The 25,582-nt window shown below is 72.7% G+C and carries 22 protein-coding genes and 1 pseudogene; 12 read left to right on the top strand and 11 right to left on the bottom strand.

The genetic code is table 11. From position 1 onward, the window contains the following. Positions 1-6 precede the first annotated feature (6 nt). On the bottom strand, positions 7-2,340 hold the full coding sequence (locus ACIGAQ_RS26920; RefSeq protein WP_399786999.1) for an FHA domain-containing protein: 2,334 nt from the start codon (positions 2,338-2,340) through the stop codon (positions 7-9). A 59-nt stretch (positions 2,341-2,399) separates the two neighbouring features. Further along, positions 2,400-2,810 carry a hypothetical protein gene (locus ACIGAQ_RS26915; protein WP_311678971.1) on the bottom strand — a complete coding sequence of 137 codons (411 nt, stop codon included), beginning with the start codon at positions 2,808-2,810 and terminating at the stop codon, positions 2,400-2,402. Between the two features lie 373 nt (positions 2,811-3,183). Between ACIGAQ_RS26915 and ACIGAQ_RS26910 the strand changes: the two genes are divergently transcribed. After that, positions 3,184-3,471 (top strand): DUF1905 domain-containing protein, encoded by a 288-nt coding sequence (locus ACIGAQ_RS26910; protein ID WP_311678973.1) that lies wholly within the window; start codon positions 3,184-3,186, stop codon positions 3,469-3,471. A gap of 57 nt (positions 3,472-3,528) precedes the next feature. Here the strand turns inward: ACIGAQ_RS26910 and mgrA are convergent, their stop codons facing one another. Beyond that, positions 3,529-4,521, bottom strand: a complete 993-nt coding sequence (gene mgrA, locus ACIGAQ_RS26905) for an L-glyceraldehyde 3-phosphate reductase (protein WP_362285264.1) — start codon at positions 4,519-4,521, stop codon at positions 3,529-3,531. Positions 4,522-4,639: 118 nt separating this feature from the next. Between mgrA and ACIGAQ_RS26900 the strand changes: the two genes are divergently transcribed. After that, the gene (locus tag ACIGAQ_RS26900; protein ID WP_311678977.1) at positions 4,640-5,524 is read left to right on the top strand and encodes a LysR substrate-binding domain-containing protein; all 885 of its coding nucleotides are present in this window, start codon (positions 4,640-4,642) and stop codon (positions 5,522-5,524) included. Positions 5,525-5,657: 133 nt separating this feature from the next. After that, entirely contained in the window at positions 5,658-6,173 is a 516-nt protein-coding gene (locus ACIGAQ_RS26895; protein ID WP_399786994.1) for a DinB family protein, read from the top strand. On the opposite strand, the gene ACIGAQ_RS26890 is transcribed toward ACIGAQ_RS26895, so the two are convergent. Together ACIGAQ_RS26890 and ACIGAQ_RS26885 are read right to left on the bottom strand one after the other, a co-directional pair. Continuing rightward, on the bottom strand, positions 6,155-7,234 hold the full coding sequence (locus ACIGAQ_RS26890) for an adenosine deaminase (protein WP_399786991.1): 1,080 nt from the start codon (positions 7,232-7,234) through the stop codon (positions 6,155-6,157). The two genes, ACIGAQ_RS26895 and ACIGAQ_RS26890, sit on opposite strands and share 19 nt — an antisense overlap. Before the next feature lie 45 nt (positions 7,235-7,279). Further along, positions 7,280-7,672 (bottom strand): VOC family protein, encoded by a 393-nt coding sequence (locus tag ACIGAQ_RS26885; protein ID WP_399786988.1) that lies wholly within the window; start codon positions 7,670-7,672, stop codon positions 7,280-7,282. Between the two features lie 260 nt (positions 7,673-7,932). Between ACIGAQ_RS26885 and ACIGAQ_RS26880 the strand changes: the two genes are divergently transcribed. Genes ACIGAQ_RS26880 through ACIGAQ_RS26870 form a run of 3 tightly spaced genes read left to right on the top strand, consistent with a single transcriptional unit; the run spans position 7,933 to position 11,068 of the window. Then, positions 7,933-9,597, top strand: coding sequence for a PP2C family protein-serine/threonine phosphatase (locus ACIGAQ_RS26880; protein WP_399786985.1), 1,665 nt, complete (start codon positions 7,933-7,935; stop codon positions 9,595-9,597). 11 nt (positions 9,598-9,608) lie between these two features. Further along, a complete protein-coding gene (locus ACIGAQ_RS26875; protein ID WP_399786982.1) occupies positions 9,609-10,682 on the top strand; it encodes a B12-binding domain-containing protein in 1,074 nt (357 codons plus the stop codon). Next, positions 10,679-11,068 (top strand): STAS domain-containing protein, encoded by a 390-nt coding sequence (locus ACIGAQ_RS26870; protein ID WP_399786980.1) that lies wholly within the window; start codon positions 10,679-10,681, stop codon positions 11,066-11,068. The genes ACIGAQ_RS26875 and ACIGAQ_RS26870 overlap by 4 nt, the downstream gene beginning before the upstream one ends. Before the next feature lie 93 nt (positions 11,069-11,161). Here ACIGAQ_RS26870 and ACIGAQ_RS26865 read toward each other — a convergent pair. The 3 genes and pseudogenes from ACIGAQ_RS26865 to ACIGAQ_RS26855 form a co-directional block, all read right to left on the bottom strand. Continuing rightward, positions 11,162-11,706 (bottom strand): annotated as a pseudogene (locus ACIGAQ_RS26865) (aldo/keto reductase); the annotation flags it as partial. 42 nt (positions 11,707-11,748) lie between these two features. Continuing rightward, a complete protein-coding gene (locus ACIGAQ_RS26860; RefSeq protein ID WP_399787174.1) occupies positions 11,749-13,110 on the bottom strand; it encodes a phospholipase in 1,362 nt (453 codons plus the stop codon). A gap of 71 nt (positions 13,111-13,181) precedes the next feature. Beyond that, entirely contained in the window at positions 13,182-14,072 is an 891-nt protein-coding gene (locus ACIGAQ_RS26855; protein ID WP_311678986.1) for a glycoside hydrolase family 19 protein, read from the bottom strand. A 239-nt stretch (positions 14,073-14,311) separates the two neighbouring features. On the opposite strand from ACIGAQ_RS26855, the gene ACIGAQ_RS26850 reads away from it, so the two are divergent. Next, positions 14,312-15,361 carry an acyl-CoA dehydrogenase family protein gene (locus ACIGAQ_RS26850; protein WP_362285252.1) on the top strand — a complete coding sequence of 350 codons (1,050 nt, stop codon included), beginning with the start codon at positions 14,312-14,314 and terminating at the stop codon, positions 15,359-15,361. 87 nt (positions 15,362-15,448) lie between these two features. Here the strand turns inward: ACIGAQ_RS26850 and ACIGAQ_RS26845 are convergent, their stop codons facing one another. Further along, positions 15,449-15,628 carry a hypothetical protein gene (locus ACIGAQ_RS26845; RefSeq protein WP_311678990.1) on the bottom strand — a complete coding sequence of 60 codons (180 nt, stop codon included), beginning with the start codon at positions 15,626-15,628 and terminating at the stop codon, positions 15,449-15,451. 224 nt (positions 15,629-15,852) lie between these two features. Here ACIGAQ_RS26845 and ACIGAQ_RS26840 point away from each other — a divergent pair, with 224 nt between their 5' ends. Beyond that, a complete protein-coding gene (locus tag ACIGAQ_RS26840) occupies positions 15,853-16,290 on the top strand; it encodes an SPW repeat protein (protein WP_311678991.1) in 438 nt (145 codons plus the stop codon). A gap of 96 nt (positions 16,291-16,386) precedes the next feature. On the opposite strand, the gene ACIGAQ_RS26835 is transcribed toward ACIGAQ_RS26840, so the two are convergent. Beyond that, on the bottom strand, positions 16,387-17,178 hold the full coding sequence (locus ACIGAQ_RS26835; protein WP_399786975.1) for a GNAT family N-acetyltransferase: 792 nt from the start codon (positions 17,176-17,178) through the stop codon (positions 16,387-16,389). A 144-nt stretch (positions 17,179-17,322) separates the two neighbouring features. Between ACIGAQ_RS26835 and ACIGAQ_RS26830 the strand changes: the two genes are divergently transcribed. The 3 genes from ACIGAQ_RS26830 (at position 17,323) to ACIGAQ_RS26820 (ending at position 22,994) form a co-directional block, all read left to right on the top strand. Further along, a complete protein-coding gene (locus tag ACIGAQ_RS26830; RefSeq protein ID WP_362285245.1) occupies positions 17,323-17,808 on the top strand; it encodes a nucleoside deaminase in 486 nt (161 codons plus the stop codon). Between the two features lie 137 nt (positions 17,809-17,945). After that, positions 17,946-22,253, top strand: a complete 4,308-nt coding sequence (locus ACIGAQ_RS26825; protein WP_399786971.1) for an aminotransferase class I/II-fold pyridoxal phosphate-dependent enzyme — start codon at positions 17,946-17,948, stop codon at positions 22,251-22,253. A gap of 6 nt (positions 22,254-22,259) precedes the next feature. Then, positions 22,260-22,994 carry a class I SAM-dependent methyltransferase gene (locus tag ACIGAQ_RS26820; protein WP_399786968.1) on the top strand — a complete coding sequence of 245 codons (735 nt, stop codon included), beginning with the start codon at positions 22,260-22,262 and terminating at the stop codon, positions 22,992-22,994. A 54-nt stretch (positions 22,995-23,048) separates the two neighbouring features. Here ACIGAQ_RS26820 and ACIGAQ_RS26815 read toward each other — a convergent pair whose 3' ends face one another. Beyond that, on the bottom strand, positions 23,049-23,729 hold the full coding sequence (locus tag ACIGAQ_RS26815; protein ID WP_399786965.1) for a chaplin: 681 nt from the start codon (positions 23,727-23,729) through the stop codon (positions 23,049-23,051). A gap of 272 nt (positions 23,730-24,001) precedes the next feature. Between ACIGAQ_RS26815 and ACIGAQ_RS26810 the strand changes: the two genes are divergently transcribed. Beyond that, entirely contained in the window at positions 24,002-25,573 is a 1,572-nt protein-coding gene (locus tag ACIGAQ_RS26810) for an alpha/beta hydrolase (protein WP_399786962.1), read from the top strand. The last annotated feature ends 9 nt before the right edge of the window (positions 25,574-25,582 follow it).

Here is a 25,582-nt window from a genome sequence, read left to right as displayed (position 1 = left end):
GGGCGCTCACTGCTTCCGCATCACGGCGGGTTCGTGCCGGCGCAGCAGGCGGGACACCAGGAACCCGAAGAGCACCGACAGCACCACCAGCATGCCGACGTCGATCAGCCAGGTGCCGGCCGAGTGCTCGAAGAGCGGATCGTCGGTCAGGTCGTCGGGCACGATCCGGGACAGCCCGACGGTGCCGGCCATCGCGGCCAGTGCCCAGCGCGCCGGCACCAGCCAGCCCAGCTGCTCCAGCCCGGGAACGCCGTCCAGCTTCAGCAGGGCCCCGCAGAAGACGACCTGCACGATGGCGATGAGCACGAGCAGCGGCATCGTCACCTCCTCCTTGCGCACCAGCGCGGAGACGAGCAGGCCAAGCATCATCGCGGTGAACGCCAGCAGGGCGACGGCGATGGTGATCTCCACCAGGGGCGGCATCAGCACACCCTCGTCGCCCGGGGCGCCGAGGTCCACGCCGAGCAGCGCGACCAGCGTCAGCACCACCGCCTGGAGCACGGTGATGACGCCGAGGACGACGACCTTGGACATCAGGTACGCCGATCTGGACAGGCCCACGGCCCGCTCCCGCTGGTAGATCACCCGTTCCTTGACGAGCTCGCGCACGGCGTTGGCCGCGCCGGTGAGCACCGCGCCCACGCAGAGGATGAGCAGGGCGTTCATCGCCGTGTCGCGGGTGAGTTCGCCGCCGGCGAGGGCCCGGGCCATCACGCCCATCACGAACGGCAGGGCGATCATGATGATCAGGAAGGTGCGGTCGGCGCTCAGCGCGGACGCGTACCGGCGCACCAGCGTGCCGAGCTGTGCGGAACGGCTGCGCGGCCGGGGCGGCGGGGCGATGACGACGGGTTCGGAACGGGGCTGCGGGGGCTGGGCGCTGGCGTCGGCGACGTAGCGGCGGTGGAAGGGCGAGACGAGGTAGTCCCCCGCCCAGTCCCGCTCGGCGTCCCGTTCGAAGGCCTCGAAGGCCTCCGGCCACTGCTCGAAGCCGAAGTACGGCAGGGCGTCCTCGGGCGGCCCGTAGTAGGCGATCCGGCCGCCGGGCGCGAGGACGAGGAGCCGGTCGCACACGTCCAGGCTGAGCACGCTGTGCGTGACGACGATGACGGTGCGGCCGTCGTCGGCGAGGCCGCGCAGCATGTGCATCACCGAGCGGTCCATGCCCGGGTCGAGCCCCGAGGTCGGCTCGTCGAGGAACAGCAGCGACGGTTTGGTCAGCAGCTCCAGTGCCACGCTGACGCGTTTGCGCTGGCCGCCGGAGAGACTGTGCACGGGCTGGTCCGCGCGCTGTTCCAGGCCCAGTTCGCGGATCACCTCGTCGACCCGGGCACGCCGTTCGGCCTTGGCCGTGTCCTGCGGGAAGCGCAGCTCGGCGGCGTAGGAGAGGGCCTTCCTGACCGTCAGCTGGGCGTGCAGGATGTCGTCCTGCGGGACGAGGCCGATGCGCTGACGCAGCTCGGCGTAGTCGCGGTACAGATCGCGGCCGTCGTAGAGGACGGTGCCGTGACCGGCGGGGCGCTGGCCGGTGAGGGCGTTGAGAAGCGTGGACTTGCCGGCGCCGCTCGGGCCGACCACGGCGAGCAGGCACTTCTCCCCGACCGGGAACGACACGTGGTCCAGCAGGGTCTTGCGGCCGCGGTCGACGGAGACCGCGAGGTCCTGCACGTCCAGGGAGACCTCGCCGGTGTCGACGTACTCCTGGAGTTGGTCGCCGACGAGGCAGAACGCCGAGTGGCCGATGCCGACGATGTCGCCCTGGCCGACCGGGGCGGTGGTGACCGGACTGCCGTTGAGGTACGTGCCGTTGTGGCTGCCGAGGTCGGTGATCTCGTACGTGCCGTCGGGCAGGGCGCGCAGCTCGGCGTGCCGGCGGGAGACGACGAGGTCGTCGATGACGAGGTCGTTGTCGCTCGCGCGGCCGATGCGCACGGTGCGCGAGGGCAGCGGCCGGACGGTCGTGGGCGCCCGGTAGGTGCCGGTCAGGGCGGGCATGGAGACGGCGGAGGGGCGTTCCGGGGCCGGTGCGGGGCGGCCCGTGAGGACCACGCGCGGTCCGTCGGCGGGGTTGCCGAAGCGGATGACGCTGCCGGGTCCGACGTCCCGGGCGTGGACGCGGCGGCCGTCGGCGTAGGTGCCGTTGGTGCTGTTCTCGTCCTCGATGGTCCAGTGGCCGTCCTCCGGCCGCAGCACCGCGTGGTGCCAGGAGACCCGGTCGTCGTCGAGGACGATGTCGCTCGACGGGTCGCGTCCCACGTGGTAGTCGTGGCCCGGGATGATCACGGTCGAGCCCGTCTCCGTCTCCAGGACGAGCTCCGGTGCTACCGACGGCTGCGCCATGGCCAAGATTCTACCGATATGGCCTGTTATGCGCCTCGGCGGAGGGAGGGGGCGGCAGGTCAGGCGACGGGTATGCCCAGGACGGGGGCGGCGCGCTGCATCCGCAGGGCGTCCACGGACTCGGCGAGCAGTTCGTACTCGGTCGTCTCGTCGCTGGTGGCGATGCGCACCAGCCGTCCGGCCGCCAGGTCCTCGGCGACCCGCTCCTGCTGGGCGGGGTCGGCGCACCAGGCACGCAGCAGCATGGGCACGTCGGGCACGGTGTCGGCCACCGGCACGAGCGCGCCCGGCGGTAAGTGCTCGGCGTCGGGCTGGGGGTCCAGCCGCTGGGCGATCCAGGAGGCACGGTCGCGCAACCACCACAGCGCCAGGGCGAGCGTGGGCGCGCGGTAGGTTCCCAGGGGGACTCCGATGCGGCGGCCGTCACACACGCCGTACGCCGTGACGTGGCACAGAAACTCGTCGTGCACGTGTCCCTCCCCCGCTGCCCTGCGCGCCTGCCCGGTCCTGCTCTTCCCGTAGCTCGCGTGCTGTGCGTGAGGGCGCCGTCGCTGGATGTGAAAACGCTCTCGCAGGTCAGTATGTTCACTACTGAAACACTGTCACCATGACTTTCCGGCCACTCTCCTGGCATATTCAGCGCCCGAGTTGGCCGAAATCCGCCAGGCCCGGGGACGGGGGCCCTGACCAGCACATCAGCCGGTGAGCGGAGCGCCTGTCGAGGCCGTGCCCGGCCGCCTCGGCCGGGTGCCCCTGTGACGTGGGGGCCCTGCCCGCGATGAGTTTCCCGCTGTCCGGCGGTCTGTGTGAGGGAGAAGCCGCCGAGGACCGGAGGACACCACCATGGGCACGACCGGAGCACTGGACGCGCAGTTCACCGCCGTCCTGCGCAAGAGCCCCGCCGAGGGCGGCTGGACCTATCTGGTCTGGCCCGAGTCCGTCGACTTCTTCGGCACCCGCGGCCTGGTCAAGGTCCGCGGGACGATCGACGGACATCCGTTCCGCAGCTCCTTCATGGCCCTGGGCGACGGCACGCACAAGCTGCCCGTGAAGGCCGAGCTGCGCAGGGCCATCGGCAAGGAGGAGGGCGAGACGGTGACCGTGCGCCTGGAGGAGCGGATCGGCTCCTAGCGCGCGTCTGCCCGGGGGCGGCGCCCCCGGGCAGGTGTGTCCGTGACGGGCGGGCCGCTACTGCTTGACGATCGCGTCGATACGGGCCAGCTCGTCCGCGTCGAAGTCGAGGTTGCCGATCGCGCCGACGCTGTCCTCGACCTGCTGCGGGCTGCTCGCGCCGACCAGCGCCGAGGTGACCCGGCCGCCGCGCAGCACCCAGGCGAGCGCCATCTGGGCCAGGGTCTGGCCACGGCCCTTGGCGATGTCGTTCAGGTCGCGCAGCCGGCCCACCAGCTCCTCGGTGACGGCGTCGGACTGCAGGAACGGGCTGTCGCTCGCGGCCCGGGAGCCCTCGGGGATGCCGTCGAGGTAGCGGGCGGAGAGCAGCCCCTGCTCCAGCGGCGAGAAGACGATGGAGCCGACCTGCAGCTCGTCGAGCGCGTCCAGCAGGCCCTCGTCCTCGGGGCGGCGGTCCAGCATCGAGTAGCGCGGCTGGTGGATCAGCAGCGGCGTGCCCAGCTCGCCCAGGATGCGGGCGGCCTCGCGGGTCTGCTCCGCCGAGTAGTTCGAGACGCCGACGTACAGCGCCTTGCCCTGCTGCACCGCCGAGTGCAGCGCGCCCATCGTCTCCTCCAGCGGAGTGTCCGGGTCGGGGCGGTGCGAGTAGAAGATGTCGACGTAGTCCAGGCCCATCCGGCTCAGGCTCTGGTCCAGCGAGGACAGCAGGTACTTGCGCGAGCCCCACTCGCCGTACGGGCCGGGCCACATCAGGTAGCCGGCCTTGGTGGAGATGACCAGCTCGTCGCGGTAGCGCGCGAAGTCGGCCTTCAGGAACTCGCCGAAGGCGGACTCGGCGGCGCCGGGCGGCGGGCCGTAGTTGTTGGCGAGGTCGAAGTGCGTCACGCCGAGGTCGAAGGCGCGGCGCAGGATGGCCCGCTGGGTCTCGACGGGCCGGTCCGGGCCGAAGTTGTGCCACAGGCCGAGCGAGAGCGCGGGGAGCTTCAGGCCGCTGCGTCCGGTGCGCCGGTAGGGCATGTCCGCGTAGCGGTCGGGGTGTGCGGTGTACAACGCGACTCCAGAGGGGTTGGCTCGGTCGGACGGGAAACCGGTGTCCACTCTGGCGTGACCTGCTCCCATGCGTCCAACAGAAGAATCCGATGGGATTCAGCGGCTACGCTTCTCAGTCATGGAACTGCGCCATCTGCAGCACTTCGTCGCGGTCGCCGAGGACCAGCACTTCACCCGCGCGGCCGAACGCCTGCTGGTGTCCCAGTCGGGCCTGTCGGCCTCGATCCGGGCGCTGGAGCGGGAACTGCAGACGCCGCTGTTCGTGCGCACGACCCGCCGGGTGACGCTCACCCCGGCCGGGCGGGCGCTACTCGGCGAGGCGGAGCGGATCCTGGCGCAGGTGCGGGCGGCCCATGAGGCCGTGGCGGCGGTACAGGGCGTGCTGCGCGGCATGCTCACCCTCGGCAGCGAGCAGTGCATCGCCGGGGTGAACCTGGCCGGCCTGCTCGCCGCGTTCCGGCACCGGCATCCCGATGTGGAGATCTGCCTGCGGCAGGCCGGGTCCGGGGCGCTGGCGGAGGACGTCGAGGCCGGGCGGCTCGACCTGGCCTTCGCCGTGCGCACGCAGGAGGACGGCGACCAGTTGCGGTCGGTGCCGCTGAGCAGCGAGTCGATGACGCTGCTGTGCCACCGCAGTCATCCGCTCGCCGCCGCCGGCGCGGCCGTCACACCGGAGGAGCTGGGCGGGGAGGTGTTCGTCGACTTCCACCCGGACTGGGGGCCGCGGCGCACCACCGACACGGTGTTCGCAGCGGCGGGCGTACGCCGGACCGTGGCGCTGGAGGTGAACGACGTGCACACCCTGCTCGACCTGGTCGACGAGAACCTGGGCGTGGCCGTCGTGCCGCGGCACTTCGCACACAAGCGTGCCTCCCTGACCGCGCTGCCCGTCAAGGGCACCGGGGAGGCGGTCTACGAGACGGTGGCCCTGCTGCCGCCCCGGCAGGCGACCAGTCCGGCGGCCCGGGCGCTGATGGCGCTGCTGGAGACCACGGGCGACTAGGCCTGTCCGCACAGCCCCTCCTGCCCTGCGGGCGGACGAAGGCACTGTGCGCCAGGAGCCTGTCGTCCGGATCATGACGCGGACGCGGGGCCGGGCACGCGCACGGGACGCGGGGATGCGCGATGGTGGAGGCATGCATGCGAAGGACATCCTCATCGACGGCTACAACCGCATCCGGGAAGAAGTCCACGCCACCGTCGAGGGCCTCGGGCCGGACGAACTGACCGCCCGCCCCTCCCCCGACACGAACTCCATCGCCTGGCTGGTCTGGCACCTCACCCGCGTCCAGGACGACCACGTCGCCGACGCCTTCGGCCTCGACCAGGTGTGGCTCGCCCAGGACTGGGAGAAGCGCTTCGGGCTGGGCCTGCCCCGCCACGACACGGGCTACGGCCACAGCCCCGCCAAGGTCGCCAAGGTCAGGGTCGACTCGGGCGATCTGCTGACCGGCTACCACGACGCCGTGCACGAGCAGAGCCTGGACGCCCTGAGGGGCCTCGCCGCCAGGGATCTGGAGCGCGTCGTCGACGAGCGCTGGGACCCGCCGGTCACGCTGGGCGTGCGGCTGGTCAGCGTCCTGTCCGACGATCTGCAGCACGTCGGACAGGCCGCCTACCTCAAGGGCCTGCTTCAGAGCGCGGCCGCGTAGCCGGGCAGGACCACGTCGCGGATGAGCGCGTTCCGCTCGTCGAACGGCAGGAAAGCGCTCTTCAGGGCGTTCACGGTGACCGTGCGCAGGTCCTCCACGCTCCAGCCCGCCTCCTGGACGAGCAGGGTCATCTCGCGGGTCATCGTCGTGCCCGACACCAGGCGGTTGTCCGTGTTGACCGTGACGCGGAAGCCGAGGTCCTTCAGCGCGGTGATGGGGTGCTCGGCGATCGAGGTCGCGGCGCCCGTCTGGAGGTTGGACGTCGGGCACATCTCCAGCGCGATGCGCCGGTCGCGCACCCAGCCGGCGAGGCGGCCGAGCTTGCCCGCCGCGAGGTCGGGGATGTCGTCGGTGATCCGCACGCCGTGCCCGATGCGCTGGGCGCCGCACACCTGCAGGGCCTGGTGGATGCTGGGCAGGCCGTGGGCCTCACCGGCGTGGATGGTGAAGGGCACGCTCTCGCGGCGCAGGTGCTCGAAGGCCGCGAGGTGGTCGGCGGGCGGGAAGCCGTCCTCGGCGCCGGCGATGTCGAAGCCGACGACGCCGGCGTCGCGGAACGCCACCGCCAGATCGGCGGCCTCGCGCACCCGGTCGAACATCCGCATGCCGCACAGCAGGGTGCCGACCCGCACGGGCGTCCCCGCGGCGGCCGCCTTGGCCATGCCCGAGGCCAGGCCCTCCTGGACCGTCTCCACGACCTCGGCCATGGTCAGCCCGCCCCGGGTGTTCAGCTCGGGGGCGTAGCGCACCTCCCCGTACACGACCCCGTCCGCGGCCAGGTCCAGCACGTACTCCTCGGCGGTGCGCAGCAGCCCCTCCCGGTTCTGCATGACGGCGAGGGTGTGCTCGAAGGTGGCGATGTAACGGACCAGGTCACCGGAGTTGGCGGCCTCGTAGTACCAGGCGGCGAGCTCGTCGGGGTCGGTGGTCGGCAGGGTGTGGCCGACCGCGTCCGCCAGCTCCACCACGGTGGCGGGGCGCAGGCCTCCGTCGAGGTGGTCGTGCAGGACGGCCTTGGGGAGGCGGTGGATCACGGCGGTGTCTACGCGCGTAGCAGTCATGGCGGATCTTTCCTTGGCAGCGGTTCTCAGGGGGCGCGAGAGGGGTCAGCCGGCGGGCTGGAGCAGGTCCCAGCGGTTGCCGTACAGGTCCTGGAAGACGGCGACGGTTCCGTAGGGCTCGTGCCGCGGCTCCTCCAGGAACGTCACACCGGCCGCGGTCATCCGGGCGTGGTCGCGGGCGAAGTCGTCGGTGTGCAGGAAGAAACCGACGCGGCCGCCGGTCTGGTCCCCGACCCGGGCGGACTGCGCCTCCTCGCGGGCGCGGGCGAGCACCAGCCCGGTCCCCGCGTCCGGGGCGCCCGGCTCGACCACGACCCAGCGGGATCCGCCGGGCCGGGGCGCGTCCTCGGCCAGCCGGAAACCGAGAGCCTCGGTGTAGAAGCGGATCGCCTCGTCGTAGTCGTCGACGACGAGGGTGACCAGGGCGATACGTCGCATCGGGACCTCTCGGAGCGCGGGGTTAGCCGGAGAGGTTATACGTAAAACCCGATGAACGCCAACCACTCGTGCGGGCCGTCCCGGGCGCCTCGGCCCCGAGCCGTGTCGAACGAGCCGTCGAAGGAATGTGACGAGATCCGGTGCATGGATGGGGCTCTTCTGGGTGGGTTGCGCCATCGGCGTGGATGCGGGACGGTTGCAGTCTGCACCGATCTCCCCTACAGGAAGGTGGTGGGGTGCGCGGATGCGTGCCTCCGCTTGTGACCGCTTCCCCCAGCTCTTCCACCCGAGCCCGCAGCGCCGACGACAAGGTCGGCAGCTCGTGGGCTGACGCCCCCTGCCCCGTGCTGGTCGTCGACCGGCACGGCACCCTGCTCCAGCTGAACGACGCGGCGCGGCTCCTGCTGCCCGAAGCGGCGAGCGGGGACCCGCTGCGCGAGACGGCGCCCACCTGGCTGTCGGACGCGCACCGGAACATCACGGGCGAGCCCCAGGCTGCCCCGGCCGCTCCCCTGAGCGGGTCCATCAACGAACGGGTCGTGCTGGCCCACCCCACCGCCGCCGCCGACGGGGACGTGGTGTGGTGGCTGGTCGACGACACCGACCGCCGCGTGGCCGAGGAGGCCGTGCGCAGCGCGCAGACGCGGTCGCAGGTCCTGACCGAGGTCTCCTCCACGCTGCTGTCGACGCTGAACGTACCCCGCTGCATGGAGGTCGCCGCGTCCATGGCAGCGCAGCATCTCGCGGAGGCCGCGGTTCTCGTCGCTCCGGCCCAGGGCCGCCGCCACCCGCTCACCTACGCCCCGCAGGGCGGTCCCGTCGTCCAGGTCACCCGGCAGATCGACACGCACAGCGTGCCCGGTCTGCCCGAGGCCCTGCAGGGCTTCCCACCGGTACCGGCGCGCTGGATCGACCCGTCGGCCCTTCCCGACTGGGCGATCCCCGACGGCTTCACCGGGCCGGTCGGGTCCGTGATCGTCGCCCCGCTGCCCGGGCACGGCGTGCCCGCGGGCGCCCTCATCCTGCTGCGCTCCAGCACCGAGCAGGCCTTCACCGAGGGCGAGGAGGTCTTCGCCCGCCTGTTCGCCGCCCGGGCCGGGGCCGCGCTCTCGGCGGCCCGCCTGTACACCGAGCAGGCGACCATCACCGCCACCCTGATGGACGAGCTGCTGCCGCCGCCCCTGCAGCGGGTGCACGGGGTGCAGTACGCCGGCGGCTACCGGGCCGCCAAGGACCACGAGCGGGTCGGCGGCGACTTCTACGACGTCCACCCCGGCTCCGACCCCTCCCGGGAGACCCTGGTGGTCCTGGGCGACGTGGCGGGCAAGGGCCTGGACGCGGCCGTGCTGACCGGCAAGATCCGCAACACCCTGCACGCCCTGCTGCCCCTGGCCGACGACCACCAGCGGGTGCTCGACCTGCTCAACGGGGCGCTGCTGAACTCCCGGCACACCCGCTTCGCCACCCTGGTGCTCGCCTCGGTGCGCCGCCGCGCGGGCCGGGCGCAGCTGCGGCTGACCAGCGCCGGCCACCTGCCGCCGCTGATCGTCCGGGCCGACGGCCGGGTGGAGGAGGTGCCCTCCCGCGGCACCCTCATCGGCGCCCTGCCGATCGTGACCGCGCACACCGTGGAGACGGCCCTGGACCAGGGAGACACCTGCCTGCTGTACACCGACGGCATCACCGAGGCCCGGGGCGGCCCCCTCGGTGACGAACTGTTCGGTGAGCAGCGCCTGAAGAGGGTGCTGGCCGAGTGCGGCGGGCTGCCCGCCGAGGCCGTGGTGGAACGGGTGCAGATGGTGGCCGCCCAGTGGCTCGGCACCGGCCGGCACGACGACATGGCCGTCGTCGCCATCAGCGCGCCGAGGACGGGCGGGCTGTCGGTCGTCGACGGGCGCCGGGGCACCGGCCGGAAGGACGGGTGAACGACCCCGCGATGTCAGTGGCACTGCAGAACCGGTTGTGGCGGGCCGTGGCCGACGGCGACGAGTACGCCGCCGTGGACGTCCTGTCGAAGGCCCTGTCCGAAGGGCTCGGCGAAGAGGCGCTGCTCCTGGACGTGATCGCGCCCGTGCAGGAGCGGGTCGGCGCCGAGTGGGCCGCCGACCGTCTCACCGTGGCCCAGGAGCACGCCGCCACGGCCATCAACGAACGCGCCGTCGCCGCTCTCGCCCACCGCGACCCGGACGGCGCCGGACGCTCCGCCGCGCGGGGCCGGGTGACGGTCGCCTGCATCGACGGCGAATGGCACGCCTTCCCGGCCCGGCTCGTCGCCGAGACCCTGCGGCTGCGCGGCTGGCAGGTCGACTACCTCGGTGCCCAGACGCCCACCCAGCACCTGATCGCGCATCTGCACCGCACCAACCCGGACGCGGTGCTGCTGTCCAGCTCGATCCCCACCCACCTGCCCGCCGCCCACAGCGCCATCACCGCGTGCCAGGCCATCGGCACCCCCGTCATGGCCGGCGGCCGCGCCTTCGGGCCCGACGGGCGCTACGCCCGCGCTCTGGGCGCCGACCGCTGGGCCGCGGACGCCCGGCGGGCGGCCGCGGCGCTGGAGGAGGGCGTCGCCCGGCCCACACCCGCGGCGCTCCGGCAGGCCGTGGACGACCTCCCGCACCTGGCCGACCAGGAGTACACGATGGTCGTCCAGAGCCGCGTCCAGCTGGTCAGACGGACCCTGGCCGACCTGGAGGACCGCTTCCCGGCGATGCGGTCCTACACGAGCGAGCAGCTCGAACGCACGGCGGAGGACCTCGCCCACATCGTGGAGTTCCTGGCCACCGCGCTCTACGTCGACGACACCGAGCTGTTCACGTCGTTCCTGACCTGGACCGCCGACATCCTCGAAGCCCGGCACGTGCCCGCCCGGTCGCTGATCGCCGGCCTGGACATCCTCGCCGGGCAGATACGCGACTTCCCCCGTGCTCTCGCCCTGATCCGCGAGGGCACCGCCGCCCTGTGCGGCCGCCCCGCCCGTCCTGTCCCCGGCTCCGAGACTCCCGCATGACGAACCTGCCACCGATTCAGTTCACCGTCACCGCCGACCGCGAACCGCCCACGCTGACCGTGCGGGTGGCCGGCGAGCTCGACTACGACACCTGCGGCGAGCTCGTCGACGCCGTCGTCCGTGAGCTGTACGACGCCACGGGGCTGCGCGACGTGCGCCTGGACTTCACCGACCTGGCGTGGATCGACTCCTCCGGCCTGTCGGCACTGCTGATGGTCCATCGCCACACCAGCGCCGCAGGCACGATTCTGCACCTGGACCATCGGCCCGGGTTCCTGGAGCGCATGCTGGAGCTCATCAATGTCCTGGACCATCTGACCGCCACCGCGGCCCGGGCGGACGGAAACGAGCGGAGCGACGACGTCACCGAGGCCGGGGCCACCTGAGCGGACGGCCGGGCACCGGCCGGCCCGGCCCACCCGCCCCGGTCACCGCGTCTTCCGCCGCACCGCGTCGAGCCGTCGCCGTTCCTCGTCGTGGGCGGTGGCCCGGGCCTCGGCGAGGTGCCGGGCGGTGACGTCGGAAACGCCGAGGTGCCGGATCAGGCCCGCCTCGCGCAGCTCCGCGACGGCGCCGCAGTGCTCGGCCACGGAGTCGTACGCGGGCATCCTGCGCAGGTCGACCACGTCCAGGTGGTCGCGGCCCAGCCGGCGCAGGTTCTCCTCGACCTGGCCGCGCAGTTCGTCGGGTCACGGGGCGGCGCCCCACTCCCCCGAGTACCTCCGGTGCGGGTCCACCGTGGTGACGACGACCAGGTCGCCGGGGTAGGGCGACAGGGCGCTGTTGATCAGCTCGTTGGCGCTGGGCAGCGACGAGAAGCAGAAGGCGGTGGTGTCGATGTGGCTGACGCCGAGGTCGATCGCCTGCGCGGCACGGCGATCGACCGGTCGCGGTCGCCGGGTGTGCCGTGGTGGAAGGCGGCGCTGCCCGTCAGCCGCCTCGCGCCGAGGCCGAGGCGGTGGACGGACAGGTCGCCGAGTCTCCAGGTGCCCGCGGCGTCCGCGGTGATCTTCCGCGAGCTCATCGGCGGAGTCTCACACACGCCGCCGCGGACGCGCCCGGGCGCTTACGGATAGATGTACGTGTTGAGGGTCGCCACGGCGGAGGCCGGGTCGCCGCGGTCGTAGTGGTCCACGGCGAGGAAGGTGGGCTTCTTGCGGGCGGCGGGCTGGCAGAACCGCTGGGCCCGGTCGGCGAGTTTGCCGTTGTCCGTGCCGGCCGTGGCGGTGAACGGGACGTCCCGGAAGTGGTTCATGACGAACAGCGGGCGGAAGCCGGGCTCGGTCCGGGTCAGCGGGATGTTCGTGCCGGCGTCGTACCAGCGGCTGTAGCAGGACCAGTCGGAGGATCCGAGCCCCGAGCCCATGGACCAGTAGTTCTCGACGGTCCACTCACGCTGGTACATGACGCCGAAGCTGTCCCGGGTCAGGCCCGCGGCCTGGTCGGCGGAGCGGCTGTGGTCGGTGAAGATCAGCAGCCGGTCGTTCGCGGCGATCAGTTCGGCCATCGTCGGCCAGCCGTTCTGCCGGACGCCGGTGAGGTCGGGCCGGTACAGCACGTCCGCCAGGCCGTTCACGCGGGCGAGTTCGGCGCGCAGCACGCCCGGGTCGACGTAGTCCTCCAGGAAGACCGTGACGAACTGGTCGGGATGGGCCTTGAGGAAGTCGACCGTGCGCTGGAGGTCCACCCACAGCGCGACCGGCCTGCTGACGAGGGTGCAGCTGTTGTGGCAGAGGATCGCGCCGTCCGGGGTCTGGTGGATGTCCAGCATGAACCCGCGTACCCCGTCGGCGAGTTGGCGTGTGATGCCGCGGGTCTGGTTGGGCGCGAGGTTGACGAAGGGCGGGGCGAAACCGCCGTCGGCGCCGTTGGCGTACGCGTTGTGGGTGGTGAGGAAGGTGACCTGGTCCAGGGTGCGGCGGTCCTGCGGTGGCATGGGGGCCGTGACGGGGCTGACCGGGGTGAGGTACCAGGCCGCGAGGTCGCCCGCGCCGCCGAGGGCGAGCCGGGCGGGGTGGTTGGCACCGGACGGCTTGGGGGCCACGGTGAGGTACCGCGTGGTGCCCGGGGCTTTCAGCGTGTAGCGGTCGGCTCCGACCGGGGCGATCTCCCACGGGGCCTCGGCGCCGGTGCAGGCGACCGTCGCGGCCTGCTCGCCACCGCGGCCGAGACAGCGGCCCGGGGCGTCGGTGTTCTCCAGGAGGTACGCGGACCCGTTCGGCTTGAGCTGCCACTGCTGGCGGTCCTCGTTGCCGCGGGGTCTGTGCTGTTCGACCGCCCCACCGGAGTCGGCCGCGTTGAGCCCGGTCGTGGCGCTCTGGACGTAGTACGCGCCCGGGGCCGGTACGGCGGCCGCAGCGGGCTGGGGCGCCACGACCGCCGCGGCGAGCGCGGCGGTCGTGGCGAGCAGGGCGTGGGGGGTGCGCAGGCGCATGGGGATGCCCTCCGTCAGGTCAGGTGCATGACATCCCGCATGACACCACGCCCGGTGGTCCGGCGTCAGCAGTACAGGTTGCCGCCGGGTGAAACGCCGAGGATCTGCGTGAACCGCTGGTAGTTGTTCACGCGGCTCTGCACCTGTGCCGGGTTCTTCCCGTCGCACTCCAGGGAGCCGTTGATGCTGCGGATGGTCTGGCCGAATCCGGCGCCGTTCACCATGGCGTTGTGCGGGGTCATGGTGCCGGGGCCGCTCTGGGTGTTCCAGTACCACAGGGCCGTCTTCCAGGCGACGGCCGAGTCGTTCTGCACCAGCCAGGGGTTGTTGAGCAGGTCGATGCCGAGCGCGTCGCCCGCGGCCTTGTAGTTGAAGTTCCAGCTCAGCTGGATCGGGCCGCGCCCGTAGTAGGCGGCCTGACCGGCCGGGCAGCCGTAGGGCTGGCTCCAGTCGCAGTAGTGCGGGTAGTTGGCGGTGTTCTGCTCCACCACGTGCACCAGACCGCCGGTCTCGTGGCTGACGTTGGCGAGGAAGGCCGCGGCCTCCTGCTTCTTCACCGTGTCGCTGCCGGTGTTGGCGAAGCCCGGATAGGCGCTCAGGGCCGCGGTGAGGCCACTGTAGGTGTAGAACGAATTCCGGTTCGGGAACATCTGGTTGAACTGCGCCTCGGACACGACGAAGCGCGCGTCGGGCGTGGTCGGCCCGCTGTCACAGGCGTACGGCTCCCAGTACCAGGTGCTGATGATCGGGTCGTAGCCCGGGTTGGCGTGCTCGGCTATGTAGGCCTTGCCGTCGGTGTAGCGGACGATGTCACCGGCGTTGTACGACTTCCCTGCCACCCAGTTGGGATAGCTGGAGCACGAGGCGGCGACGGCGTTCGAGGCCGGCAGGAGCACCGGGGCGGTGCCCGCGAGGGCGAGTGCGGCCAGGACGGCGGAGACACGGCGTCTCGACACGGGATCAACTCCTTTGTGCGACACGGCCGCTCCCGGCCGAGGGCAGGGCGGAGCAGAGCCTTCGCGCACGCACCGGCGAACCGGTCACGGCGTGGGCGCGGCCGTGGTGGGGGGTTGTGGAGGCACACTCAACCGCGTTGGTCTGTACCAGTCAAGGGTGTAGACCAGTCATCGTCAGGTCGGACACTCGGACCTGCGCGGTCGGCGTGCCGCGACGGGCGACCGCCAGAATTGCCCCCATGACCACCACAGCCCACCCCCTGGTGACCGCCGCACGGCGTCTGGCACGCGAGCTCCTCGTCCCGCAGGCCGAGCGCGTCGATCAGGAGGAGGTGCCGGCGAGTCATGTCGAGGCACTCAGGCGCGCGGGGCTGCTCGGCGTGGGCGCGCCCCGCGAGTACGGCGGGGCGGACGCGCCCGTCGCGGTCGCCCGTGAGACCGCGGAGATCCTGGCCGGCGCGTGCTGCTCCACCTGGTTCGTACAGACCCAGCACCACACGCCGGTGAAGCTGATCGCCACCTACGACTCGCCGGTGCGGGAGAAGCTGCTGCGGCCGCTGGCGACGGGCGGGCTGATGGCCGGCATCGCGTTCGCCCATGTCCGCGCCTTCCCCCGCGTGCCCGTGCGGGCGGTGGCCGAGCGGGGCGGCTGGCGGTTCGACGGGCGGGTGCCCTGGTACACGGGCTGGGGCCTGAACGACGTGATGCTGCTGGCCGGGGTGACGGACGCGGCCGAGGTGGTGTTCGTCGTCGCCGACGCCCGCGAGCAGCCCGGGCTGACCCCGTCGGCGCCGATGCGGCTGGCCGCCCTCACCGCCGCCCGCACGGTCTCCCTGGAGCTGGACGGCCTGTGGGTGCCGGAGGAGTCCGTGGTGCTGCGCATGGGGCAGGAGGAGTTCGCCCGGGTCGACCTGCCGCGCGCGGCGAACGCCGGTCCGGCCGTGTTCGGGGTGGCGGACGCGGCGCTGGAGCTGGTGGCCCGCTCCCCCGAGGGCGAGGAGACGGCCCGGGTGCTGCGGGAGCGGCTCGACGCGGTCCGGCGGGAATCCTACGAGCTGGCCGATCACCCGGTCCCGCACGCGTGCGTCCCGCAGCGGCTGGCCGTGAGGACACGGGCGTACGACGTCATGCGAGCCGCCACGACCGCGGCGATCGTCGCCGGGGGCGGCCGCGCCATGGCCCTGGACAGCCGGGCCCAACGGCTGGCCCGGGAGGGGATGTTCCTGCTGGTGCAGGGCCAGACGGCCGAGGCACGCCGCGCGCACCTCGGCTCGCTGGCGGCCGGCTAGCGCGGTCCGGGCAGGGGCGACGGTTCGTCCCTGGGGACCGGACCCTGCCGTGGAACCCGCCCTGGTCGCGCGAGCCGTGCGGGCGGCTCAGCCCTCGTCGTCCGACGGCACCACCACGAGGAAGGCGTCGGACTCCAGGTCCATCACGACGGTGGCGGGCTCGCCCTCGGCGCGGCGGCGTGCCGCGTACTCCTCGGCAGGCCACGAGCCGCGCGGCGACCCCGCCGGGAACCGCTCCAACACCTTCGCACTGATGGCCACAGTCACGTCCGCTGCCCTCCCCTGTCCTGCGCCGCCCGCCGGGCGGCGACGTTCCGTCGCTGTCGTACACATCCGGTTGCCCCCGATCCGCCCGGACATGTACCGGCCGGTACACCGCACCACGTCGGCCTCTACACATAAAGGAGAAATAAGAGCAGAATGACGCTAACGCGGCGGATACCGCACATCACTCCGAACGCGGTCCCCCGCACGACGTAAGGAGACGAGTCATGGCCAACGTCTCGCCCACCAGAGGGGACATCACCAGCCATCCCGATGCCTCCGAGATGCGGGCCCGGTACGCCCGGATGCTCGGCGGCCGCGATGTGGCGCTCGTGGACGGACCGGTGTTCCTGCTCGGTCTGTACTGCGCCGCCTCCCCGTGGATCGTCCACTACACGGCCAGCCAGCCGTCGCTCGTGACGCACAACCTGATCATGGGCATCGCGATCGGCATGCTGGCGCTCGGATTCACCCGCGCTCCGGAGCGCATGTACGGCCTGAGCTGGGCCATGTGCGCTCTCGGGGTGTGGTTGATCGTGTCGCCGTGGATCGTCGGCGACAGCCCGGACGCCGGTGTCGTGTGGAACAACATCATCATCGGTGCGCTGGCCGTGATCCTGGGTCTGGTGTGCGCCGGCACGGCGGCGAAGGCCTCCCGGCCCTAGCCCCCGCCGGAAGCGAAGGCCGGTCCGCGTCCTCGGACCGGCCCTTTCGTGCCCGCGGAACGGTGGTGGCGCGTACGGCGCTGCAGAGGTCCGCGGTCAGCCGCCGGAGCGCGGCGTGTACACGTACGGCGTCGTGGAGGTCAGCGGCGTGAAGCCCAGGCGTTCCAGGATGGGACGGCTCCGGTCGGAGGCGTCGACCCGGAGGTGGTCGTGGCCCCGGGCCGCGGCGGTGCGGGCACGGTGGGCCACCAGCGCGCGGTAGATGCCGCGGCCGCGCCACGCCTCGACGGTGCCGCCGCCCCACAGGCCGGCGAAGCGCGTGCCGGGCACGAGCTCCATGCGGCCGGCGCTGACGGGCTCGTCACCGGCCAGCGCCACGACGGCGACGACGGTGTCCGGGCCGGCCGCCAGCCGGGCGAGCAGTTCGCCGCGCAGCCAGGAGCTGTCCTCGCCGAACGCCTTCTCGTGGACGGCGGCCACGAGCTCCACTCCGCGGGCGTCGGTGACCGGCAAGAAGCGGACGCCCCGCGGCGGTCCGGCGTCCAGGGTCAGTTCCGAGATCCGGCCGATCATCAGCGTCTCCTGCGGCCCGGGGGCGAAGCCGGCCGCGCGCAGCCGCTGCCCGAGGTCCGCCGGACGGTCGTGCCCGTACAGCTTCCACTCGAAGTTCAGGCCGAGCCGGGTGTAGTGGGCGATCTGCTCGGCGATCACCGCGTCGGCGGTGTCCTCGTCGAGGTCGGACCACAGGACGCAGCTGTACCCCGGCGCGGCGGCGGTCTGGCGGACCACCGCGCCGGCCCGTTCGACCCGGGCGTCGCCGGGACCGTCCGGCCGCGCCCCCTCGCGCAGGTCACGGTCGAACAGGGCGAGCAGCGCGGCATGATCCATGCCGGCCATCCCAGCACCGGCCCCGGGGCCGGGCAACGGGTTTTCGGCGGCGTCCGGGGCTCCCCGGGGGCACGCCGTTCCTTTCGCCCCGTGGGCCGGCGCTCTAGGGTCCTGGTGATCACCTCGTCATCCAAGGAGCCCACGATGGTCGTCCAGGACAGGGAACTGCCGTATCTGCGCCGCTGCGTGGAGCTGGCGGCCGAGGCGCTCGACGCCGGGGACGAGCCCTTCGGCTCGGTCCTGGTCGGCGGGGACGGCACGGTACTCAACGAGGACCACAACCGGGTGGCCTCCGGGGACCGCACCCGCCACCCCGAGTTCGAACTGGCACGCTGGTCCGCCGCGCACCTCACGCCCGGGGAGCGGGCGGCCGCCACCGTCTACACCTCCGGCGAACACTGCCCGATGTGCGCGGCGGCCCACGCCTGGGTCGGCCTTGGCCGGATCGTCTACGTCGCCTCCTCGGAACAACTCGCCTCGTGGCTGGCGGAGTTGGGGGTCCCGGCGCCGCCGGTCAGGACGCTGCCCGTGCGGGAGATCGCGCCGGAGGTCGTCGTGGACGGTCCCGTGCCCGAACTCACGGAGCGGGTGCGGGAGCTGCACGTGCGCTTCCAGCGCGGACGCGGCTGAGGGCGACGGGCCGCGCCGCCCCTCCCGAGGGACGGCCCGGGGGCCGGGGCCCGAGATGCAGGGCACCGCATGCGAACCTACGATCGAATTCAACCAGACCAGGTGTACACCCCGGTCTCCCCGACGGGGGGAGGCGCATGTCCTCGCAGGCCAGCCGGCTGCTCACGGTCGGCTATATCGCCCTGGTCGCGGGCGTCACGATCGTGTACATGACCGTGCCGGTGGTGGCGCCCGCGATGTGGGCCGTCATGGGGCTGGCGGGAGTCGTCGCCATCCTGACCGGCACCCACATCCACCGGCCCGCCCACCGGTGGCCCTGGTGGGTGCTGGCCGCCGGCCTGCTCACCTTCATCGCGGGCGATACGTACTACTTCGTGATGGAGGAGTACCTCGGGGCCTCCAATCCGTTCCCGTCCCCGGCCGACGCCTGCTACCTCGCCATGTACCCGCTGTTCGCGATCGGCCTGTCGGGGCTCGTGCGGCACCGGTGGGCCGACCGCGATCTGCCCAGCCTGCTCGACGCGCTGATCGTCACCGCCGGTCTCGCACTGCCCGTGTGGGTGTACCTGGTGCAGCCGCTGACGGTGGTGCAGGGCCTGACCTGGCAGCAGCGCGCCATCAGCATCGCCTATCCCCTCGGCGACATCCTCGTGCTGGCGCTGCTGGCGCGGCTGCTCACGCCCAGCCCGGTCGACGGCTCCAACCATGCCGTACGCCTGCTGGTCATCGGCACGGTCACCCTGCTCGCCACCGACATCGCCTACGGGATCCTGCAGTTGAACGACGTGTGGCAGACGGGCAGCCTGCTGGACCTCGGCTGGGTCGCCTTCTACACCGCCTGGGGCCTGGCCGCGCTGCACCCTTCCATGGTCGAGCTGACCGCCTCGGTGCCCCAGCGGGAATCGCTGCTGCCGCCGCCGCGCCGGCTGGTCGTGCTCGCGGTGGTCACGCTGATCGCGCCGGGGATCCTGCTCTGGGAAGGGCTGAGCGACCAGACCCGGGACGCCGCCGTGATCGCCGGGTTCTCGGGGGTGCTGTTCCTGCTGGTGATCCTGCGGCTCGCGGGCATGGTCGTGGCCCACCGGCGGGCCGTCACGCGCGAACTCGCCCTGCGCAAGGCCGCCGCGTCCCTGGTCTCCGCCTTCCGCCAGGAGGAGATCGACCAGTCGTGCCGCGCGGGGGTCGACCGGCTGATGGGCCCCGACGTACCGCACCGGACCATGCTGCTGCCGACGGAGCGGGCCGGAGAGCTCGACACCCGTTCCACCCACCTGGTGAGCCCGGCCGCGCTCGCCCCGGACATCGCCGCCCGGCTGGACGCGCTGCCGTCCGTGCTGGTCTGCCCCATGACCCAGCCCGGCCGGCCGGCCGGCGCGGTCCCGGGCGTCCTGCTGGTCGCCGCGCCGGAGAGCCGGCTGCGCGAGACCTCCGGCTCGCTGGAGATCCTGGCGTCGCACGCGGGTCTGGCCATGGAGCGGGTCACCCTGCGCCAGGAGGTCATCCGGCGGGAGAACGAGGCGTACTTCCGCACCCTCGTGCGCAACGCCTCCGACGTCATCCTGATCCTGGAGGACGACGACACCATCCGGTACGCCAGTCCCTCGGCGCGCTCCGTGTTCGGCACCGACGACCTCGTCGGCGTGCCCCTGCCCGAGCTGGTGGACTCCGGGGACCGGGAGCGGGCCGCGCGCGAGCTGGCCACCGTCCGGGAGCAGGGCCCGCGGGCGGGGCACGACCACTGGTGGGTGCGGCGCCGGGACGGACGCGTCGAGGTGGAGGTGCGGTGCAGCGACTTCCGGGACGAGCGGACGGTGTCCGGACTGGTGGTGACCCTGCGGGACGTGACCGAGCAACGGCGCCTGGAGCAGGAGCTGACGCAGCGGGCCTTCCACGACTCGCTGACCGGCCTGCCCAACCGGACCCTGCTGCTGGAGCGGATCGAACGCGCCCTGCTGCGCGGCCGCCGCGAGTCGTCGCTGACCTGCCTGCTCTTCATCGACCTGGACGACTTCAAGCTCGTCAACGACACGATGGGGCACCGTGCGGGCGACCAGCTGCTGATCGCGGTCGGCAACCGGCTGTCCCGGGCGCTGCGCCGCAGTGACACCGCGGCCCGGCTGGGCGGCGACGAGTTCGCCGTGCTGATGGAGGACGCCAAGCAGCCGCTCGACGCGGAGCTCCTGGCGGCGCAGGTGATCCAGACGCTCGGCCGGCCGTTCGACCTGGCCGACGAGTCGGTCACGGTCTCCGCGAGCGTCGGGGTCGCCACCGCGCGCGACAGCACGGACGCGGAGGAGCTCCTGGGCCACGCCGACCTCGCGCTGTACGCGGCGAAGGCAGCCGGCAAACGGCAGTGGCGCCGGTTCCGGCCGCTGCTGCGCAGCCGTATGGTCGAACGGCACGACCTGCAGTCCCAGCTGGCCCGGGCGGTCGCCGACAAGGCGTTCGACCTGCGCTACCAGCCGGTCGTGGACATCACCGCGGGCGAGGTCGTCGGATTCGAGGCTCTGGTCCGCTGGCCGCACGGGCAGCGGCCGCACGTGCCGCCGGACCAGTTCATCAGCCTGGCCGAGGAGACGGGGCACATCGCGCCGCTGGGCTCGTGGGTGCTGGAGAACGCGGTCAACGACATCGCGGACCTGCAGCGGCTGCCGGGCCCGGTCCGGCCGCCCTACGTCAGCGTCAACGTCTCCGCCCGCCAGTTCCGCGACGCCGGGTTCGTCGAACAGGTCGGCCAGGCGCTCAGCACCCCGGGGCTGGAACCGGGGTCGCTGCAACTGGAGCTGACCGAGACGGTGCTGCTGCACCGTGACGACCGGCTCCAGACGGTGCTGCACACGCTGAAGGAACTCGGGGTGCACATCGCGGTCGACGACTTCGGCACCGGCTTCTCGTCCCTGCGGTATCTGCGGGACTTCCCGATCGACGTACTGAAGATCGACAAGTCGTTCATCGACGACATCGCGCGCGACGCCCAGCAGGTCGCCCTCGTCGAGGGCATCGTGCGGATCGCCGACACGCTGGGCCTGCAGGTCATCGCGGAGGGCATCGAGGACGCCGCGCAGCGGGACCTGCTGGCCGGGATGGGGTGCCGGTTCGGTCAGGGGTTCCTGTTCGCCCGCCCCATGACCGTGGAGCAGACCGCGCATGTGCTGCGCGAGCCCAGCGCCCGCCCCTTCGCGCCGCGCCGCACCCCGCGGCCGCGCGTCGACACCGCCGCCCGGGGACGCCGCGAGGCGCGCTGGGCCGACCTGGAGCATCTGCGGCGCACCAGCCCGATGAGCGACGCGGTGCTCGACGAGGTGCGCGGCCGGCACATCCGCAGCGGCGACCACTGGCTGATCGACTTCGCCTCCTGCAACTACCTGGGGTTCGACTGGGACCCGGAGGTCATGGAGTCGGTCGAGCCCGCGGTGCGCCGGTGGGGCACCCACCCGAGCTGGTCACGGCTGCTGGGCAGCCCGCGGCTGTACCCCGACATCGAGGAGCGGCTCGCCGCGCTGCTGGGCGCGCCGGACACGCTGCTGCTGCCGACGCTGACACTGGTGCACTCCTCGGTGATCCCGGCGCTGGCCGAGGACGGGCACGTGTTCGTGGAGGCGACCGCGCACCGCACGGTCTACGACGGCTGTGTGGTGGCCCGCGCGCAGGGCGCCACCCTGCACCGCTTCCACGCCGAACGCCTCGACGAACTGCGGGCCCTGCTGGCCGGCGTGCCGAAGGGCACGCCCCGCCTGGTGTGCCTGGACGGCGTCAACAGCATGAGCGGCAACGTCCCGGACCTGCCGGCCCTGGCGGCGGTCTGCCGCGCCGAGGGGGCGACGCTGTACGTCGACGACGCGCACGGCTTCGGCGTGATCGGGGAACGCGGGCCGGGCGAGACCTGCCCGTACGGGATGCGCGGCAACTGCGTGGTGCGGCACACCGGCGAGTCGTACGACGGGATCGTCCTGGTCGGCGGGTTCTCCAAGGCGTACTCGTCGCTGCTGGCGTTCCTCGCGCTGCCGCCGGAGCTGAAGAACCGGCTGAAGACGGCGGCCGCTCCCTATCTGTACTCGGGGCCGTCCCCGACGGCGTCCCTGGCCACGGCGCTGGCGGGGCTGGACGTCAACGAGCGCCGGGGCGATGTCATCCGGGCCGAGCTGTACCGCAAGACGGTGCGGGTGCTCGACCACCTGGACGGCATGGGCGTGCACACGCTCAACACGGACCGGCTGCCCATCGTGGAGGTGCCGCTGGCCAACCCGGCGGACCTGGACGCGGTCGCCGCGTTCCTGTGGGAGGAGGGCATCTACGTGACGCTGGCCGCCTACCCGCTGGTGCCGCGCGACCGGGTGGGTTTCCGCGTCCAGCTCACGGCGCTCAACTCCGACGAGGACATCGAGCGGCTCAACGGGACGCTGACCCGGCTGTCCGAACGCTTCCCGCTGCGGATGAAGGGCTAGACGGCCATGACGACGCACAACGACGACGTGGACTGGGACCGCTGGCCGGTCGCGGACTACCTCGCGGAGAACTACCGCGAGGTGCACGCGTCGGACGCGGCCGTCATCGCGCACCATGCCGCGTTCTACCGTGCCCTGCCGGCCGGCGGGATCGCGCGCGCGGTCGAGTTCGGGGCAGGGCCCAACCTCTATCCGCTGATGCTCGCGTCCGCCGCGTGCCGCCGGATCGACGCCGTGGAGGCGGGCGCGAGCAACGTGGCCTATCTCCAGGACCAGATCTGCCACCGGATCGACGCGAGCTGGCTGCCGTTCCACGCGCTGTGCCGGCGGCTCGATCCACGGGTGCCCGCGACGCTGGCCGGGGCGCTGGCGCCGGTGAACGTCGTCCACGCCGACGTCCGGGCCCTGCCGCCGGGCACGTACGAGCTGGGTTCCATGCACTTCGTCGCGGAGAGCGTGACGGAGGACTTCGCCGAGTTCGCCGACTTCTGCCGTGCCTTCGTCCGCGCGGTCGCCCCCGGCGGTCATCTGGTGGCCGCGTTCATGGAGAACATGCCGACCTACCGCATCGGCCCGGCCTCGCGCTGGCCCGGCTGCCCGGTCGGCCCGGCGACGGTCACCGAGGTCTTCGGCCCCCTGACCCGCGACCTGGACATCACCCACATCGACACGGATCCGACCCTGCCGGACTACGGCGACTCGGGGATGGTGCTGCTGACGGGGGTGGCGGAGGCGGTCTGACCCGGGCGCCTTTCTCCTCCCTGCCGAACAGGGCCGGGGCCGCGGTCGGACGGCTCAGCCGTCGGTCTCCCCGTTCCCGGCCGGGCGGAAGCGCCTGCGCAGCACCACTCCCCCGAGCACCAGCGCCGCACCCGCGGCGACGGTCTGGAGCGTGTGGTCCGCGCCCGTGTGGGCCAGGGCGCCCCGGGCCTGCTGGGGCGTGGTGTGCCGGATCTGCTCCGGAACCGGGCGCGTGCGCGGCGGGTCGGACGGCTCCGGGGCGGCCGGCTTCGCCGGGACGTGCGGCCGGGCCGGGCGGTCGCCGGGCGTGTTGGAGGACTCGTTGCCGGTCGACGGGTTGCCGATGCCGACCACGTCCACCGTGTTGCCGGTGACGTTGACAGGGAGCCGGACCGGCAGCTGCACGCCGTTGCCGGAGACCACGCCCGGCGCGTCCTCTCCCCGGCTCTCGGCGACCGCACCGCCGGAGCGCCCCGGCCGCTCGGCCGCCCGGCCGTCGCGGTTGGCGCAGGCGTTGCCCGCGGCGGGGTTCAGCAGCCCCACCACGTTCACGGTGTTGCCGCACACGTTGACCGGGACGTGCACCGGCAGCTGGACGGTGTTGCCGGAGACCACCCCGGGCGAACCGGCCGCGGAGCCGTCCGCCCCGGAACCGGCGTACGCGGGGACGGTCATGGCCATCGCGCCCGAGGCGGCGGCGACGGCGATCACACCGTTTCGGGTGACCCGCTTCATAGGTTCCCTGCCTTCCAGACATCGTCGCGGGCACTCACCCGCACGAGATAAAACGCGGGGCGCCCGATCCGAGTTATGGCTTATCGGCCTTTCACTCCATCGAGCGGCCGGGTTGTCGAACTAGCGGTAAAGACCTTCGTATGCGTGAGGAAACGGGCAGGTGAAACCGCGCAGGGTAGGCCACTTCCGCCCGCCCCGCCCGCCCGGAGGCGCACCCCACGGGGCGCGCTTATCGTGGGCGAGGGCGCCGTGGGGCGTCCCTGGAGGCATCGATGCTGGCCAAGCTGTCCACGCGCCCTTCGATCCGGCGCTGCGCGGTCGCCGGCGCGTGCGGACTGGCCCTGCTGGGTGCGGGCCTGCCGACCGCCGCCGACCCCTCGCCCGGCCTGGAGCGCTTCTACGACCAGAAGGTGAAGTGGTCCCGTTGCGCGGGGCCGGACATGCCGAAGGACCTGCAGTGCGGCAAGGTCACCGTCCCGCTCGACCACGACCGGCCGGAGCGGGGCACGCTCGACCTCGCCGTGGCCCGCTACCGGGCCACCGGCGCCTCCCGGGGCTCGGTGCTGCTGAACTTCGGCGGCCCCGGCGGCCAGGGCGTGGGCCAGCTCGCGCTCGCCGGCAAGGAGTTCATGGACCTGACCGACGGCTACGACGTGGTCTCCTTCGACCCGCGCGGCGTCGGCCGCTCCTCCCCGGTCAGCTGCGGCAACGCCTCCGACGACGCCCTGGACGCGACCGACGGCAACGCCGACGTGACCGACCCGCAGGCCGTGCTGACGAAGCTGCGCGAGGCGGCGGCCGAGTGTGCCGAGCACTCGGGCCCGGTCCTGCCCCACATCGGCACGGTGAACGCCGCCCGTGACCTGGACGTCCTGCGCGACGCGCTCGGGGACGGCAAGCTGAACTACCTCGGCTTCTCCTACGGCAGCCGGCTCGGCGCGGTCTACGCGGCGCAGTTCCCGGAGAAGGTCGGCCGCATGGTGCTGGACGGCGTCGACACGCTGACCGAGCCGCTGGCCGAGCAGGGCGTGGTCAGCGCACGCGGGCAGCAGACCGCGCTGGAGAACTTCCTCACCTGGTGCACCGAGGACATCGCCTGCCCCTTCGGGCAGAACGCGCGCGAGGCCGAGGAGCACGTCGTCGAGGTCGTGAAGTCGCTCGACGAGGGCCCGGTGCCGACGGACTTCGGCGAGGCGTTCTCCGGCCAGGACTTCGCCGGTGCCCTCGGGCAGGGCCTCTACAGCAGGGAGCTGTGGCCCTCGCTCCAGCGGGCCGTCGCCCGGCTGCTGGAGGAGGGCGACACGAGCGGCTTGGAGGCCTTCCTGCACGGCGGCTTCACGCTCCCGCCGCCGGGCAGGGCCCACCGTGGGCTCACCGACCCGGCGGACGTGCCCCTGGACAACCTGCCGGCGGCGCTGATGGCGGTGAACTGCGCGGACGATCCCGACCGCCCGGGCGCCGCGCGGATCACCCGGGACCTCGGCCGGCTGCGCGCCCGGTACGAGCAGGCGTCCCCGGTCTTCGGGCCGTACCGGCTCACGCAGGTGCTGATGTGCTACGGCCGCCCCAAGGGCACGGACTTCATCCGCGACAAGGTCAAGGACGTCGACACACCGCGCATGCTGCTGGTCGGCACCCGGGGCGACCCGGCCACGCCGTACCGCTGGACGGTGGAGACGGCCGAGCGGCTGGGATCGTCCGCCGTGGTGCTCGACAACCGCGGTGAGGGCCACACCGGCTACGGCTCCTCCACGTGCGTGCACCGCAAGGTCGACGCGTTCCTGCTGTACGGCACCCTCCCGCCGGACGGCAGCTCCTGCGGCTCCGACCACGACACCGAGTGAGCCGGTGCG

The organism is Streptomyces sp. NPDC085932, from assembly GCF_044540525.1.
Classification (GTDB): domain Bacteria; phylum Actinomycetota; class Actinomycetes; order Streptomycetales; family Streptomycetaceae; genus Streptomyces; species Streptomyces levis.
Note: the sequence above shows the minus strand (reverse complement) of the source record. Positions and strands in the feature narration are given on the sequence as shown.